Genomic DNA, 16,050 nt, shown 5'->3' on the forward strand with positions numbered 1-16,050 from the left:
CGATGGATTTTCTCTTCCGAAATAATTCACAAAAAATTTAGCACATTCTTTCAGAAAAGGGGAGAGGGCTTTCTGAAGGAATGTGCAAAAAAATGTCTCTTTTGTTCCGAAATAAAGTGATAATTTACAGTACGGGATTTGGCGATTTTCCATCAACCGGTGTACTTGTTCGTAAAGGTAAAGCGCTATCGATGCTGGAATTGTTCCCAAGTGTTTTCCGCCACTTTGGAGTCGATTCAACCAAACCGGCATGACACCAATCGATTTTATGAGTACTTGTATGAACTGTGTGAAGGCTCCACCATTCAAGAGGTCAGTCGAAAGCACCGCATCCCATATACGACATTGGAGCGCATTTATTACTCCATCGCGTCAAAAAAAGCAAAAGAACGCCAAACAGCAACGGAGGCATCTTTTCAGGAAGGGATGGCGCTTAGCTTAGATGAAATCGCTGTAAAAAAGGGACATCAGTACGAAACCGTGTTGATGGATGCCAAAGCCGGATCAGTCATGGGAATGCACGCCGATCGCCAATATGACTCTGCCATAAACTTGTTGAGCCGAAACGTCCTGTCAAAAGAAATGGTCCAAACGGTGATTCTTGACATGTGGGAACCCTATCACAAGGAGGTTCGCGCTCTGTTTCCATCTGCTTCGATTGTTATCGATAAGTACCATGTGGTTCAAAAGGTGACACAAGCCTTGGATCAGGCGCGAAAAGAGTTCCCGCGATTGAAAAAGGCTAGATTCCTTCTGTTAAAAGGGTATGAAAAACTTCGTAAGAATCAGCAGTTTCGATTGAACGATATCTTGGAGGAATATCCCGCACTTTCGATTGCTTATTATCTCAAGGAGCTATTTCGAGATTTCTACCGAACCGATCATTATGACCAAGCAAAAGAATGCTTGGAATAATGGATTTGGTTAGCAAAGAAAAGCCCTTTTGTCTCTTTTCAACAAGCAGCTAACACTTTTGAAAGGTGGAAGGAGCCTATTCTTCAATACTTTTTGTACCCGTATACGAATGCACGAATGGAAGGCAGCAATCACAAGATCAAAAATATCAAACGCCGGGCATATGGCTATCGAAATCTAGAACGGTTTCGTTTACGTGTATTTCTGGAGTGTACAGGGAACACTACAGGTAGTCAGGCTGCCTAAGCACTCCCTTCTTCCGCTATCGGTATGATAGTTGGTAGAATGGAACCCGTCAAGGAAAGCACTTGACTGTTTCCATTCTACCAACTTCGTGGTCTGTATGCGGAAGAAGGATCCTGACTGATGAACCTATTTCATCCAGCTAACATGTATCTAGGATTGAGTAGAAATCACAGAAAATGGTGAAGACCCAAAAAATGATTAAATTATGAATTGACATTAAAAACCAATAATGGTTTAATATACTTGAAAACAGAATCTAAAAGATTAGAGGGGGAATGCTATGATTCTGTCAAGAAGAACGAAAAATTTAGGTGTATTATTTGTAGGTGTATTATTGTTTTTTTCTCTTATTGCAATATCTGTTAAATCATTTACTTATGCTAAGGAAAAAGACTTAACTCTTAATGGACAAGTTACATTTGGAATTTCTTTGGATGATGCACCAAAAGACTTAATCGACAATATGAAACAAGATGGAGTACATTTTATTGGTAAAGATAAAAAAGAAGGAATAGTCTTAAACCCACAAGGACTAACGATAAATATAAATGATTCCAATGGAAATACAGTATCAACATTACATCCTGATGTAAATGGTTTATTCGAATCACCACAACTGGATCCAGGTAAATACGAAATTAATGTTTTATATGGAGAGAAAACCATTTATACAGATAAAGTAAAAGTCGGCAATAAAAAAACATATCAATTTAAGGCTCTCATTCCTCTTAAAGATTTTTTGGATGAAATGCATCCTGCTATAGATGAAAACGACAATCATAACGATAATAGCATGGATAACACGGGGACGATAACTATTCAGAGCCATAAATCCCCTCATATTCCTTGTAATGATTATAATGGCGTAGATTCAGATGGCAGACATGTGCATGACTGGACCCACTTCAAAGGAAGCGATTGCTATTGGGTATTTGCGGTTTGGATGCGTACACCTCAATGCGCTTTAGATAAATGGGACAGCACAGAATATTGTGATGGTACGAGAAATTGCTCACCAGCTATGGGACATCCTACAAAATTCCACTGGCACGATAATTTCGAAGGAACTAAATGGCATTACTAATATAAAAAAATAAAGGGGCTTGCCGAAAAGCATTCAGCCCCTTTATTTTTTGCTTGGTATGTGATCTGCATAAGGATCATATATTCCTGTTACAAGTAAAAATACAATAATAATTAAAATACCAATAAAAGTTAGCCCCATTTTGAATAAATTAGGTTTAATTTTTTTTAAAGGAATTAAAAACATTGATAAGAGAATAATAATTATAATTAATAAAATGGCTAATCCGATATTCATTGTTTCACCTTCTTGTTTTTGATTTATAATCAAAAAACACACTTAAAAATGTTTGTGTTGTAAATCGTATATGAGTAGATTGCAATTATAAAAAACTTAGTACCATAAGAACAAATCAAGGAAATATAACCAATAATTACAAAAACAATTTCGAATTTATTCTAACATTAAAAATAATTTTGATCAACAAAAATATTAAATTGGGGACAGAGAGGTTTATCAAAAAACAAAAGCTCAAATTTACCCGACTAAAATTCCAGCATAATACCAAATTATTTCCATTAATGAAAGCTCTTTACCTGTTCTCACACAACGGCTTATTTAAAAAAGCAATAAGTAAAATTGGCATGGAAATTAAGTAATATCTCACATTTCGCACCCTAACAAGGTCAAAACAAAGGATTTTTTATTTAGTTTTTCAGAATAACTTTTTGACCAACACAACGAGCGATGGCAATCCTTTTTTTACCATCGCTGGTCGTTCCGTATCACGTTACACGTAGATGCTCTCATCCATGCCCAATCCCTGCAGAATCCTTCGCTGATCAGGGGTAAGGGAGCGATCCAGTGAGCGTTGGATGCGCCCATCCGGCAGCTTGAACAGGACGACGTTCACATATTGAAACAGCTGAAAAATCGCCTGTCCCGTCGGCCGGGTCAGCTTGCGGCCTCCAGGACCCTTCAACGGGTGTTCTGGAGTAATAAACTGACGCACTCGGCGCTGAAAAACGCGGTAAATCGCCAAGGCCAACAGAAACAAATAGCCTAATACTGCGACCCGTTCTGGTTTTTTGACGTAAATCTCATCCGTGAAAAACGGATCTTTCAAAAAAGCGAAGTTCATTTCCACCGAGATCTGCCCTTTATACAGCTTCAAGATCTCTTGGGCATCCATGGGTTGGCCCTTCCATTCCTTCGGAACGGTCGTGACGAGGACAAACCGGGACGCTTTCCGTCTCGCCTGTTCCCACGCGTCTTGGTCGAATTCGACGTCAAGGTGCAAGAAATACAGCGTCTCCACCTCGGGTTCCGCCCCTTTTTTCGGCCGTCCGCGCCGTTTTTTCAGGCGTACGATCTCTTCGACCGCGGCCTCAACCCGATGAAACCGGGGGCGAAGGGACGCCTTGAGGGACGCCAAGGCTTGTTCGGCATCTTCCCGGCAGGAGAAGGGGTGACGCTCCCAACGGGCTTGTTCCTCGCGAAGAAGCTCCGCTTCTTTGGTTCGTTCTTTTTCAAGCGTCTTTCCTTTTCGCTGGTCGAGCGCGCTCGATTCAACAACGATCAGCCGAACGGGGTGGCCTTCATACGTCGAGGCCGTTTCCCATACCCGGTACGTGGCGCCGTTTCTCTCCGCCAACGTAAAGGGATCGCTCCACGTCGTGTCCTCAGCATCCGCTTCGGCCAGCGCGGTTTTCACGATCCGGAGCGACGAAGGGCCTCTGGTGATCAAAAAGGCGTTGGCCGCTTTGGTTTGCGCCAGGGTCTCTTTCGTCATCGCGGCGGAATCGGCCACGTAAATCCATTCGTCTTCGATTTTGGCCTGCTTCAGCTGTTCATGGACACGAGACAGCACCTCGGGATTCCATGTTTTATCGGGCAGGTTGCCATCGTGCACATCGCCGTAAAACGGGATGCCGTCCTCGTTGCCGACCAGTCCGAAACCGATCTGTTTTTGCCAACGATGATGGCGGTTGTAGCCATGTGTGATCTGCAAAGCCTCTAATGAGGCCGATTCATACGCGCCGTAAACCGTCTTGTCCGTCGTATCGGCGTGAAAGGCTCGGAGGGAAAGGCCTTCTTTGCGATAAATGTGAATCAAGCAAGTGCTGATCACCTTGTGAATATCGGCCTCATACAAGCGGTCGAGATGACGAGCCAAGGCATCGTCGTTCAACCAGGAAGGATGGAGACCGGGACGGATGAGTTTCTCTAGATCGATCTCCTGAGCCCATCGTTCCACGTGAACGAGGGCTTGCCGGCCGTCAAACATATTGTAGATGATGGCCTGAACGGCATCGCTGACTCGAGTCTGGCACTGTGGATCAACGGGAACGAGATGGTCAATCAATTGGGGCAGGCCCAGTTTCTTGAATAGGGCACTTATTATATTCAAATAATGATTGCGATAGACCTTTTTGACTTGAACGTTCATAAGAGAAAAACTCCTTTACGTTCCTTGTGTGTCAAGGATTCATTCGACATCGGAACGAAAAAATCCTCCCGATTTTCGTCGAGAGGGTGCGAAATGTGAGTAATATCTTCAAAAAAGAAAAAGTAAGTGAAAAACAAATCATTCACTTACTTTTTCCCCATTACTATGGATGTCGTTATTCTCTTTTCTATTATAGAAGAAAGCAACAATGAACGAAATGACAATAGGAGTAAAATCAAAATAATCAGATGTCGTTCCAACGCTTGTTTGATGTTTGTAAAATTTAAAGAAATCAACCCCAAAGCCATATCCGATAATTGCATAGACGGTATATACAATAATAGAGAGAATAATTGCATGAACCATCAACTTAAAAAATTCCTTTTTTGTCATAATACCCAATCACCTCCCTGTATAGGTTGATATACACTATAATTTAGTGTATAATTCCTTCTTCTTATAACTCACATTTCGCACCCTCTCGACGAAAATCGGGAGGATTTTTTCGTTCCGATGTCGAATGAATCCTTGACACACAAGGAACGTAAAGGAGTTTTTCTCTTATGAACGTTCAAGTCAAAAAGGTCTATCGCAATTCTTATTTGAATATAATAAGTGCCCTATTCAAGAAACTGGGTCTGCCTCAATTGATTGACCATCTCGTGCCCGTCGATCCGCAGTGCCAAACGCGAGTCAGCGATGCCGTTCAGGCCATCCTCTACAATGTGTTTGACGGCCGGCAAGCCCTTGTTCACTTGGAACATTGGGCTCAGGAGGTCGATTGTGAGAAACTCATCCGTCCCGATCTCCATCCTTCCTGGTTGAACGACGATGCGTTGGCCCGTCATCTCGATCGCCTGTATGAGGCTGGCATTCACAACGTCATCAGCACTTGCTTGATTCATATTTATCGAAAAGAAGGCCTTTCCCTCCGAGCCTTCCACGCCGATACGACGGACAAGACCGTTTACGGCGCGTATGAATCGGCCTCGTTAGAGGCCTTACAAATCACACATGGCTACAACCGCCATCATCGTTGGCAAAAACAGATCGGTTTCGGACTGGTCGGCAACGAGGACGGCATCCCGTTTTACGGCGATGTGCACGATGGCAATCGATCGGATAAGGCGTGGAATCCTGAGGTGCTGTCGCGGATCCACGAACAGTTCAAACAAGCCAAGATCGACGATGAATGGATTTACGTGGCCGATTCCGCCGCGATGACGAAAGAGACCCTGGCGCAAACCAAAGCGGCCAACGCCTTTTTGATCACCAGAGGCCCTTCGTCGCTCCGGATCGTGAAAACCGCGCTGGCCGAAGCGGATGCTGAGGACACGACGTGGAGCGATCCCTTTACGTTGGCGGAGAGAAACGGCGCCACGTACCGGGTATGGGAAACGGCCTCGACGTATGAAGGCCACCCCGTTCGGCTGATCGTTGTTGAATCGAGCGCGCTCGACCAGCGAAAAGGAAAGACGCTTGAAAAAGAACGAACCAAAGAAGCGGAGCTTCTTCGCGAGGAACAAGCCCGTTGGGAGCGTCACCCCTTCTCCTGCCGGGAAGATGCCGAACAAGCCTTGGCGTCCCTCAAGGCGTCCCTTCGCCCCCGGTTTCATCGGGTTGAGGCCGCGGTCGAAGAGATCGTACGCCTGAAAAAACGGCGCGGACGGCCGAAAAAAGGGGCGGAACCCGAGGTGGAGACGCTGTATTTCTTGCACCTTGACGTCGAATTCGACCAAGACGCGTGGGAACAGGCGAGACGGAAAGCGTCCCGGTTTGTCCTTGTCACGACCGTTCCGAAGGAATGGAAAGGCCAACCCATGGATGCCCAAGAGATCTTGAAGCTGTATAAAGGGCAGATCTCGGTGGAAATGAACTTCGCTTTTTTGAAAGATCCGTTTTTCACGGATGAGATTTACGTCAAAAAACCAGAACGGGTCGCAGTATTAGGCTATTTGTTTCTGTTGGCCTTGGCTATTTACCGCGTTTTTCAGCGCCGAGTGCGTCAGTTTATTACTCCAGAACACCCGTTGAAGGGTCCTGGAGGCCGCAAGCTGACCCGGCCGACGGGACGGGCGATTTTTCAGCTGTTTCAATATGTGAACGTCGTCCTGTTCAAGCTGCCGGATGGGCGCATCCAACGCTCACTGGATCGCTCCCTTACCCCTGATCAGCGAAGGATTCTGCAGGGATTGGGCATGGATGAGAGCATCTACGTGTAACGTGATACGGAACGACCAGCGATGGTAAAAAAAGGATTGCCATCGCTCGTTGTGTTGGTCAAAAAGTTATTCTGAAAAACGAAATAAAAAATCCTTTGTTTTGACCTTGTTAGGGTGCGAAATGTGAGTTATAAAGTACAAATTCAAAATCGCCCTGCTGCGGCGGAAAAGAAGCGGTTTTTCCCCATGAACTCCGCTGTTTTTTCCGCTGCTTCCGTTTTCCTTTTCCAGCGATCACTTGCTCTAACCCTTTTCCCATTAATTTGAAGGCAAAAATGGCAACGATAAAGGCAACACACGGCCCGACAACAATCCATTGGTCAAGCATCATTTCCCGATAGGAAAGACCGATCAAGCCGGACCATTCATTCGAAAGGGAGAACGCCACCTTCTCGGGAGGGCCCAACCCATCGGAATCGTATATAACTTTTACGCCTCCTAGCAATATTTGAAACGCCCCGAGATGCACAAGCAGCAAGAGCGACTGCACAGTCTGCTGGGTAAACAGCAAAAACAGCCGCGGCCGCATATACGGGAGAACGTGCTTGCGGATGAGCCAAACGTTATCAGCTCCCATCAGCCGGGAAGAAACGACAAATTCATTTTGCAAAAAGACAGCGATATCATTGCCGATGACCAGCATTAACGGCGGAAGCGCAACAGCCGCAAGCACCAATAGTTGTTTTATCAACACTCCCATTCCAGCTCCTTGCTCCTCCAATGGAATGAAAGCAAAAAAGAGCATCGTTAAAAATATCGCCGGCACAAACCGAAAGGCGCGGACGATGGACTCGGCAATAAAACGAAATTTCTGTAAATAAAAAGCATACATGATTCCGCCGACCGTCCCGAACGCCAGCCGCAGCAAACTGACCGCCAATGCGGTGAAAATCGTATATTTCGCCCCATCGATGACCTTCCAAAACACATCTTCGCCTTGGCGATCGACGCCAAACGGATGGGCCCAGCTCGGCGGGTACGGAGGAACGTCAACGAGCCGACCAGCCTCATTGTAGATCTGCTTCGGCGGCTGTGGAATGATGTCTTTCAGCCAATAAGAATATAAAAAACTGGCCAGCAATAGACCGGCCGCGATGATAAACCCTATCGTAAAATAAACGTTGCGGAATGCGCGCATCACGCTACCCCCCTCTCGATTCCCGTCAAATAAGCAATCACTCGTTTCCCGGCCACATCAATGATGTAAAACGGCAAAAACAGCATGGCAAGACCGATAGCCACTACTTCCGGCGTATGGAGCTGCTCATACAAAAACCGGAACAATCCGTGCATATTAAACAAATATTCCGCCACTAACAAGTTCGACAGCATAAACCAAAACAAATATTGGACGTTAGAAAACACGGTGATCAGCGCGTTGCGGAACATATGGCGCCATAGCACTGCCGTTTTTGACAATCCTTTCGCTAGCGCATATTCGACGTATGGCTTGTCTTTTTCCTCCGTAAACGCAAGAAATGTCATTTGGAACAGCAGAATGGAAGGCAAAATGGAAATCATGACAATCGGCAGCACGTATACATTGTCAAAACCGGCAACAGGATTGACAATAAGCAAATCTGTCTTTTTAAACACCCAGATGACAAACAGTTGCGTAGAAAAAATAAAAATAACATCGGGGATCGACTCAAGAAAAAACGCGATTCCTTTAACCATTTTTTGCAGCCGACGCGGAAGCAAAAAGCAGATGTAGGCTCCCGTAACGGCTATAAGGAAGGAAACAGCCAGCGCCCCCCATAAAATAATAAGGGAATAGGCATACGGCTCCATCATCGTTGAGAGCAGGGGAGCATTGTGCCATTGCGAGAGCGAAACCGTTATATCACGAATAGAAAAAAAGCTCCAAAACAGCTGCTGAAATTGCTGCCAAAATACCGTGACCATTTGCGGGCTCGGAAACAAGGAATAGCTTTGCGCAAACGCGATAATCGCCATAATCGTGAAAATGGTAAGCAACAAATCCGCCAGCACCGTCAAGGCGAGTTTCCATTTCTTCATAAGGCTGATCCCCCTCCTTCGGAGCATGGGCAACCGATTGCTTGATGTTCCTTTCGGCTGTAAGCTGCCAGTGCTTGCATTTTAATAAGATGGTGCCGGGGGAGGCAATGTTTCTGCTAACATGGATTGCTGTCCTCCCATTCCATCGCCTATTTTCAAGATGCGGTCATACATTTTAATTCCTACATAGGTTTGTCCGTCTGTTTGATATTCTACTCTGCCCGACGAGTCTTTTTTGATAAGCTCTCCCTTTTCACCATACTTCTCTTTTACGTGCTTCGGCTGCAATTCTGGCAAAAACATCACATCCAGCTCATATTCCTTAGCTCGCTCCGGTCTTTTCGCGCTCCATGAATAACTTCCGTCTTCCCCAACGTTTACTTTTTCCTCGAGTACCTGTTTGCCCCCCTCGATTTCTTTCATCACAATTTGCACGACGGCGCCTTTTGGCAGATTGCTGTTTCCGCTTAGCACCACTAGGTCACCGATTGTTTTGACCGCACCACCTAATTTTACCGTTTGCTCCACTTTCGGTTTGGCACAGCCAACTAGCACCAATAGCAACAACAACGTAAGGACCACCGTCATTCGGATATCCTTCATAAAAACCCTCCTTATATTGTATGTATAAGCATCTTTCAATAAAGAGGTTCATCACCGAAAGATGTACTTGACTTTTAGGAAGAAGCATGGTAGTGTCCCTTCCAACTGAACAAAAATAACCAAAAATGGAAACCCATCTTTTTTACATCTTCATCATGAAAAACTTTTTTGTCAAGTACATTTTGTGGTGGAGATCCATTTTCTATAAATCATACCATATTTTTATCTTGATAAACTCCTTATATTATGAAATTTTTGTTACTATTCCAATTTATCCCTTTGCGAAGCCTTGCTTTATCAACTGTATAGGGTTCCTAATTTTTTCTGGTAAATGATGACCTATCATGAACTGCACTCCAATTGTTAGACACCACTAACCAATGGAGGCGCAGTTTTTATATGACTAAATAAGTTTAGAAACTCAATTAGCTGCAGTAGGGCTTATCTTGAAGGTGGAATTTTATTCCCGCTATATTTGGATTTTATCCGGCTTTAGCAGATTCCTTCTTCTATGACTAGTTTGGCGACATGAAGGTCTCCTCTTTTAGTTCCAAATAAAAAATCGAGAAAAGCACCTTTAGGTGCCTTTCTCGATTCCCTTCAATCCTATTTCCTTCTCCCTAATTGGAATCCCATCCTCGTTGCCAATCAAACTGAATTGAATTTATTTCGCTTCGATACGATCGCGAGTATAAGGCTTTTTTTGTCACTTAACAACAGCCTTTCCGACCAACGAACCGCTCACTCCACCGTCACGCTCTTCGCCAAGTTGCGCGGTTTGTCGACGTCGCAGCCGCGGTGCAAGGCGGCATAGTAGGCGATCAGCTGCAACGGCACGACGGACACAAGCGGCGTAAGATCCGGATGGACGGATGGGATGATAAAGCGGTCGCCGTCGCCTTCCAGGCCGCGCATCGAGATGACGCACGGGTTCGCGCCGCGGGCGACGACTTCTTTTACGTTGCCGCGAATGCTCAAATTCACGTGCTCCTGAGTGGCAAGCGCAATCACTGGCGTGCCGTCCTCAATCAAGGCGATCGTGCCGTGTTTCAGCTCGCCGCCGGCGAACCCTTCCGCTTGAATGTACGAGATCTCCTTCAGCTTCAGCGCGCCTTCTAGGCAGACATAGTAGTCAACGGCGCGGCCGATGAAAAAGCAGTTGCGCGTCAGGGTCAAGTAGTCGCTCGCGATGTTCTCCATTTCCTCTTTCGCATCGCACAGCATTTCCATCACATTGGCGACGATGGCGAGCTCTTTCGTCAAGTCAAAGTCCAGCTCAAAGCCTTTCGCTTTTGCCGCGGCCGCCGCCAAAATTGCCAACACGGCAATTTGCGCCGTATAGGCTTTTGTCGAGGCAACGGCGATTTCCGGACCGGCGTGCAAAAGCAACGTATAGTTCGCTTCCCGCGACAGCGTCGAACCTGGGACGTTCGTGATCGTAATCGCTTTATGGCCGAGTTTGTTCGTTTGCACGAGCACGGCGCGGCTGTCGGCCGTTTCGCCGCTTTGCGAGATAAAGATGAAGAGCGGCTTTTCCGACAACAGCGGCATGTTGTACGAAAATTCGCTGGCGATATGCACTTCCACCGGAATTTTCGCCCACGATTCGATCAACTGCTTGCCGACGAGACCTGCGTGGTAGCTCGTTCCGCACGCGACAATGTACAGGCGGTCGGCGTTCAGCACTTCGTTGATGATCGCTTGGTCAATCGTCAATCCGCCGTTTTCGTCTTGGTATTTTTGAATGATGCGGCGGATGACGAACGGCTGCTCGTCAATTTCTTTCAACATGTAATGCGGATACGTTCCTTTTTCAATGTCGCTTGCATCGAGCTCGGCCGTAAACGGCTTCCGTTCGACTGTCTCGCCGTTGAGCGTTTGAATCGTGACGTTCTCGCTCGTGACGATAACGAGCTCCCCATCCATCAGTTCGACGAATTGATTCGTCACTTGAAGCATCGCCATCGCGTCGCTCGCCACGACGTTAAACCCATCGCCCAAGCCGACGAGAAGCGGGCTTTTGTTTTTCGCCGCATAGATGGTGTTTTCGTCTTGCGCATCGATCATGGCGATGGCGTACGATCCTTTTAGCAGCGAGAGCGTTTTTCGGAACGCCTCTTCCGTTGCCAGTCCGTCGTTGACGAACTTCTCCACGAGCTGAACGATCACTTCCGTGTCCGTGTCGCTTTGGAATGTGACATCGGCCAAGTAGTCGCGCTTGACCATTTCATAGTTCTCAATGACGCCGTTATGCACGAGCGTAAAACGGCCTGAAGCGCTTTGATGCGGGTGGGCGTTCACTCGGCTTGGCGCCCCGTGTGTCGCCCAGCGTGTATGGCCAATGCCGACCGTCGCGTTGACGTTCGGGTCGACGATGCGGCGCAAATCAGCAATCCGTCCTTTTTCCTTAAACACATGCACGCCGCTTTCGTTCAACACAGCGATCCCCGCCGAATCGTAGCCGCGATACTCGAGTTTTTCCAATCCGCGCAATAAAATTTCCTTCACATCTTGATAACCGATATAGCCAACAATGCCGCACATGGCAAATGTTCCTCCTTTTCATCTTGGAGGCTGCCGCTAACGAGAACCGTCTTTCCTGTTCAGTTGTCAAAGAACATGTTCGGGGTCTCGCCGATCCACGGGCGGCAGACTCCCTTCTTCGTTTCGCGCGATGACATCCTCCCCTTTGTGCAAAGGGTCGCCCCTTTGTTTTAAGAGAGGACTTGCGGCTGTCATCGCCCCAGCCGGGAGGCATCCGCCGAAAACCTCGATAAACCTCCTCCTCGTCAACTAAGCGTTCTTCCGTCCAACGCTTAGTCCAGGCGCTTTTGTCGTCAAAACGATTGCAACAACCAACCGGTTTTTCTTTTTGAAACGTTCCATCCGCTGGAACAACTGCTGTTCCTGATCTCCTTGTTCCGCCCTGCCATCGCCTCCTTTCAAAAAAAGGCAACAACGTTAATATTACAGGACATTCCCAGCGGCGTCAACTATTTATATAAATACCCTATGCATAAACGAAAGGGAACGTTCCGTTTATGCATAGGGTGGTTGTCCAGACGGTCGATTATTCCGTCCCCATTTCACGGCGGACGACATCGGCGATCCGCTCCACGTAGGCGCGGCACGCTTCTTCGGTCGGGGCCTCCGCCATAATGCGCACAAGCGGCTCAGTCCCCGATGGGCGGACAAGAACGCGGCCGTTGCCGTTCATCTCTGCCTCCACTTCCTGGATCACTTTTTTCACTTGTTCGTTTTCCATTGCTTTTTCCTTATCGGCCACCCGGACGTTCACAAGCAGCTGCGGGTATTTTTTCATTTCCCCCGCCAATTCGGAAAGCGGCTTGCCTTTGATTTTCATGATGTTGACAAGCTGGAGCGCCGTCAACATTCCGTCCCCCGTCGTGTTGTAGTCAAGGAAGATGATATGTCCGGACTGCTCGCCGCCGAGATTATAGCCGTTCTTCTTCATTTCCTCGACGACATAGCGGTCGCCGACCGCCGTTTGTACACTTTTGATTCCCTGCGCCTCAAGCGCCTTGTAAAACCCAAGGTTGCTCATGACGGTTGAGACGACGGTTTGGTGCTTGAGGCGGCCGGTTTCTTTTAAATATTTGGCGCAAATGTACATAATTTGGTCGCCATCGACGATGTTGCCGTTCTCATCGACGGCAATGAGACGGTCGCCGTCGCCGTCAAAGGCGAGCCCGACATCCGCTCCTTTTTCTTTGACAAATGCGGCGAGCGCTTCCGGATGGGTGGACCCGACCCCTTCGTTAATGTTGAGCCCATTGGGCGACGCCCCCATCGTCACGACATCCGCATCCAAATCGGCAAATAAGTACGTCGCCAGCGATGACGTCGCCCCGTGCGCGCAGTCGAGGGCGATTTTCATCCCGGAAAAATCTTCTTCATCAATCGTTTGTTTTAAATACTGCAAGTACTTTTGCCCGCCTTCGAAATAGTCGTTGACTTGCCCAAGCCCAGCCCCGATCGGCCGCGGCAGCATATCCTCCGCGCTGTCGATCAGCGCCTCAATTTCCGCTTCCTGCTCATCCGACAGCTTGAACCCGTCCGGACCGAAAAATTTAATGCCGTTATCTTGCACCGGGTTGTGGGAGGCGGAAATCATAATGCCGGCCTGTGCTCCAAGCGCCTTCGTCAAATAGGCGACGCCTGGCGTGGAAATAACGCCAAGGCGCATCACTTCCGCCCCGATCGACAAAAGCCCGGCGACAAGGGCGCCTTCAAGCATATGGCCGGAAATGCGGGTGTCGCGCCCAATCAGCACTTTCGGGCGCTCAGCGCTTTTGGTCAGCACGTATCCGCCGCAGCGGCCGATTTGAAACGCCAACTCTGGCGTCAATTCACGATTTGCGACTCCTCGTACACCATCAGTGCCAAAATATTTGCCCATTCGTTCACTCTCTCCTTACTATGCAGTTTATTGTGCAGCCGCTTTTTCGCTAATCTGGACCATCGCCGTTTCCACCGACGGCTGCCATTGGACTTGTTCAGGGTGGTTCCATTGAATGGGAACTTGATGTTCGCCGGTGTCAAGTCCACCGACATCGACATACAAACGAATATCGTCTTTTGTCAACCCGCGGACGACATCGGGCGGACCGACAAGGCGGACCGTAATTTTGCCTTCAAGCGGTTTGACAAATTCGGCTTTGTATGAATCCGGCAAGCCGATGACAGCGATCGGCACGTCTTTCCACGTTTGCGTGACGTCTTTTTCCACATCAATATGGACCTTGATTTTGTCTGGGTTGACGCTTTTTGCTCCATCAGGGAGCGGAGCGTCAAGTTCTACCGTCGCATCGTCGGTAATGTCGTCCAAATCAACTGTCAATCCTTCCAGCTTGTCAATATGGTTCAACACTTCCTTCGGTCCATAAATCGTGACCCGATCCGGCTCCGGCGTGACGCTGACAAGATGCACACCATCCGGCAGCTCTCCGGTTGTCTGCACTTGAACCGGCACCGTCTTGCTCGGGCTTTTCACCGGCACGGTTACTTCCACCGACGATGGCTCTGGCTCAATATCCAACTCATTTCCCCGTCGATCGTACACTCGAACGCGCGCTTCTCTCGTCAGCGTTTCCGTCGCCCCATCTAAGTCGACGATGGCTTTGACAAAGGCAATCTCGTCGATTCGTTCCTTCGCCCCGGTAATCGTCACGGCATCTGGTTTCACCGTCGGTTCTCCAACGGAATAGCCATCCGGCATTTTGTTTCGATTGAAAAATTCAACACCGACCGGAAACTGTTTCGACACTTTTTCACGAATCGTCACTTTGGCCGAGGAAGGCTGAATCGTCACTTTCAACTTGTCGGAGATGTCCCTGTATTTGATCGGCACCGTGTATGTCCCTAATGGCAATTCCGTTAAATCGACATACACCTCGAAATTTCGTTGTAGAGCCGTCGGCTTGACAATGCTGGCGGGTCCTTGGAGCGTAACGTTCACGTATTTCGGGACACCCGATACGACCAAGTTGTTTTCATCATAGTAAGCGACCACCGGAATATCGACCAACGTTTCCGTATCTTCCTGGCCAAACGTGTTGCGCGTCTCACCAGTTTTCGCCCCGACATTGGCCGACATATACAGCATAATCGCCAGCAATAAGGAGACAACGCGAATAAACCAAGGATGGTCCATCAACTTATCCATGTTTCTTCCCCCTCCACTGCCAACGGGAAGAAGCAGGCGCCTTCGTCGCTGGAGCAAGTTCGCCGGTCAACAGCTCCCGAAACTCATCGATCGTTAAATCGCGGTACAGCTCGCCGTTTTTCGTCAACGATACTGCTCCCGTCTCTTCCGACACGACGACGGTGACGCTGTCCGTCACTTCGCTGATGCCGAGCGCCGCCCGATGGCGTGTTCCGAGCTCTTTCGAAATAAACGGACTTTCCGATAATGGCAAATAACAGGCCGCCGCAGCGATTTGGTTTTTTTGAATAATGACCGCCCCATCATGAAGCGGCGTGTTCGGAATGAAAATATTAATGAGCAGTTCCGGCGATACATGAGCGTTTAACATAATGCCGGTTTCGACATAATCGTTCATTCCGGTTTCCCGCTCAATGGAAATCAGCGCGCCGATGCGTCGCTTCGCCATATACTCGGTCGCTTTGACAATGGCTTCCACCATTCGCATCCGCTCTTCCTCTTCATTGACCGTATTGCGGGTGAACAGCCGTCCGCGGCCGAGCTGCTCAAGGGCGCGCCGCAATTCTGGTTGAAAAATGATGATGATCGCGAGAAATCCCCAAATGATCGCCTGATCCATCAGCCATTGCAACGTCGTCAATCCGAGGTAATTGCTCACGAAACGAACCAAAATAATTAAAAAAATGCCTTTTAACAACTGAATGGCCTTCGTCCCGCGAATCATCATGATCAACTTGTAAATCACATACCAAACGACAAGGATATCAACCACTTTTAACAAATATGACACGATGGGGAGCTCTCCGAAGGACATCTTCACACTTCCTTTATCTCTAATTCCAATCTGTTGATGGCCACGGAAAAAGCCATCGAACGATGGCTGCCA

General features: G+C 47.9%; 12 protein-coding genes and 1 pseudogene. 3 read left to right on the top strand and 10 right to left on the bottom strand.

The window, feature by feature from the left end:
- Positions 1–129 precede the first annotated feature (129 nt).
- Both ACVX3G_RS01790 and ACVX3G_RS01795 read left to right on the top strand, forming a co-directional pair.
- Positions 130–1,161 (top strand): annotated as a pseudogene (locus ACVX3G_RS01790) (ISL3 family transposase); the annotation flags it as partial.
- Positions 1,162–1,441: 280 nt separating this feature from the next.
- The gene (locus tag ACVX3G_RS01795) at positions 1,442–2,245 is read left to right on the top strand and encodes a hypothetical protein (protein ID WP_014194627.1); all 804 of its coding nucleotides are present in this window, start codon (positions 1,442–1,444) and stop codon (positions 2,243–2,245) included.
- Between the two features lie 42 nt (positions 2,246–2,287).
- Here the strand turns inward: ACVX3G_RS01795 and ACVX3G_RS01800 are convergent, their stop codons facing one another.
- The 3 genes from ACVX3G_RS01800 to ACVX3G_RS01810 form a co-directional block, all read right to left on the bottom strand.
- Positions 2,288–2,482, bottom strand: a complete 195-nt coding sequence (locus ACVX3G_RS01800; protein ID WP_014194626.1) for a hypothetical protein — start codon at positions 2,480–2,482, stop codon at positions 2,288–2,290.
- Positions 2,483–2,975: 493 nt separating this feature from the next.
- The gene (locus ACVX3G_RS01805; RefSeq protein WP_014194949.1) at positions 2,976–4,634 is read right to left on the bottom strand and encodes an IS1634 family transposase; all 1,659 of its coding nucleotides are present in this window, start codon (positions 4,632–4,634) and stop codon (positions 2,976–2,978) included.
- 138 nt (positions 4,635–4,772) lie between these two features.
- Complete coding sequence (locus ACVX3G_RS01810; RefSeq protein WP_025039385.1) at positions 4,773–5,027, bottom strand: hypothetical protein; 255 nt, start codon at positions 5,025–5,027, stop codon at positions 4,773–4,775.
- Positions 5,028–5,197: 170 nt separating this feature from the next.
- Between ACVX3G_RS01810 and ACVX3G_RS01815 the strand changes: the two genes are divergently transcribed.
- Positions 5,198–6,856 (top strand): IS1634 family transposase, encoded by a 1,659-nt coding sequence (locus ACVX3G_RS01815; protein WP_014194623.1) that lies wholly within the window; start codon positions 5,198–5,200, stop codon positions 6,854–6,856.
- Positions 6,857–6,965: 109 nt separating this feature from the next.
- On the opposite strand, the gene ACVX3G_RS01820 is transcribed toward ACVX3G_RS01815, so the two are convergent.
- The 7 genes from ACVX3G_RS01820 to cdaA all read right to left on the bottom strand — a co-directional run bounded on the left by ACVX3G_RS01820 (position 6,966) and on the right by cdaA (position 15,978).
- Positions 6,966–7,994, bottom strand: coding sequence for an ABC transporter permease (locus tag ACVX3G_RS01820; protein ID WP_014194622.1), 1,029 nt, complete (start codon positions 7,992–7,994; stop codon positions 6,966–6,968).
- The gene (locus ACVX3G_RS01825) at positions 7,994–8,875 is read right to left on the bottom strand and encodes an ABC transporter permease subunit (protein WP_014194621.1); all 882 of its coding nucleotides are present in this window, start codon (positions 8,873–8,875) and stop codon (positions 7,994–7,996) included. Before ACVX3G_RS01825 ends, ACVX3G_RS01820 begins: the two co-directional genes overlap by 1 nt.
- 81 nt (positions 8,876–8,956) lie before the next feature.
- Positions 8,957–9,478 carry a hypothetical protein gene (locus ACVX3G_RS01830; protein ID WP_008881522.1) on the bottom strand — a complete coding sequence of 174 codons (522 nt, stop codon included), beginning with the start codon at positions 9,476–9,478 and terminating at the stop codon, positions 8,957–8,959.
- Between the two features lie 741 nt (positions 9,479–10,219).
- Entirely contained in the window at positions 10,220–12,022 is a 1,803-nt protein-coding gene (glmS, locus tag ACVX3G_RS01835) for a glutamine--fructose-6-phosphate transaminase (isomerizing) (protein WP_020279763.1), read from the bottom strand.
- A 526-nt stretch (positions 12,023–12,548) separates the two neighbouring features.
- On the bottom strand, positions 12,549–13,898 hold the full coding sequence (gene glmM / locus ACVX3G_RS01840) for a phosphoglucosamine mutase (protein WP_033012856.1): 1,350 nt from the start codon (positions 13,896–13,898) through the stop codon (positions 12,549–12,551).
- A 27-nt stretch (positions 13,899–13,925) separates the two neighbouring features.
- Entirely contained in the window at positions 13,926–15,164 is a 1,239-nt protein-coding gene (locus ACVX3G_RS01845) for a CdaR family protein (protein ID WP_479454573.1), read from the bottom strand.
- Positions 15,157–15,978: a diadenylate cyclase CdaA gene (gene cdaA, locus ACVX3G_RS01850; protein ID WP_014194616.1), complete on the bottom strand. Its 822-nt coding sequence runs from the start codon at positions 15,976–15,978 to the stop codon at positions 15,157–15,159. Before cdaA ends, ACVX3G_RS01845 begins: the two co-directional genes overlap by 8 nt.
- Positions 15,979–16,050 lie beyond the last annotated feature (72 nt).

The sequence above is a fragment of the Geobacillus sp. PLS 41 genome, assembly GCF_056494105.1.

Excerpts from the sequence above, each read along its gene's own strand:
- ACVX3G_RS01795 (WP_014194627.1), top strand. The coding sequence starts at position 1,442 with ATGATTCTGTCAAGAAGAACGAAAAATTTAGGTGTATTATTTGTAGGT.
- ACVX3G_RS01800 (WP_014194626.1), bottom strand. The coding sequence starts at position 2,482 with ATGAATATCGGATTAGCCATTTTATTAATTATAATTATTATTCTCTTA.
- ACVX3G_RS01805 (WP_014194949.1), bottom strand. The coding sequence starts at position 4,634 with ATGAACGTTCAAGTCAAAAAGGTCTATCGCAATCATTATTTGAATATA.
- ACVX3G_RS01810 (WP_025039385.1), bottom strand. The coding sequence starts at position 5,027 with ATGACAAAAAAGGAATTTTTTAAGTTGATGGTTCATGCAATTATTCTC.
- ACVX3G_RS01815 (WP_014194623.1), top strand. The coding sequence starts at position 5,198 with ATGAACGTTCAAGTCAAAAAGGTCTATCGCAATTCTTATTTGAATATA.
- ACVX3G_RS01820 (WP_014194622.1), bottom strand. The coding sequence starts at position 7,994 with ATGCGCGCATTCCGCAACGTTTATTTTACGATAGGGTTTATCATCGCG.
- ACVX3G_RS01825 (WP_014194621.1), bottom strand. The coding sequence starts at position 8,875 with ATGAAGAAATGGAAACTCGCCTTGACGGTGCTGGCGGATTTGTTGCTT.
- ACVX3G_RS01830 (WP_008881522.1), bottom strand. The coding sequence starts at position 9,478 with ATGAAGGATATCCGAATGACGGTGGTCCTTACGTTGTTGTTGCTATTG.
- glmS (WP_020279763.1), bottom strand. The coding sequence starts at position 12,022 with ATGTGCGGCATTGTTGGCTATATCGGTTATCAAGATGTGAAGGAAATT.
- glmM (WP_033012856.1), bottom strand. The coding sequence starts at position 13,898 with ATGGGCAAATATTTTGGCACTGATGGTGTACGAGGAGTCGCAAATCGT.
- ACVX3G_RS01845 (WP_479454573.1), bottom strand. The coding sequence starts at position 15,164 with ATGGATAAGTTGATGGACCATCCTTGGTTTATTCGCGTTGTCTCCTTA.
- cdaA (WP_014194616.1), bottom strand. The coding sequence starts at position 15,978 with ATGTCCTTCGGAGAGCTCCCCATCGTGTCATATTTGTTAAAAGTGGTT.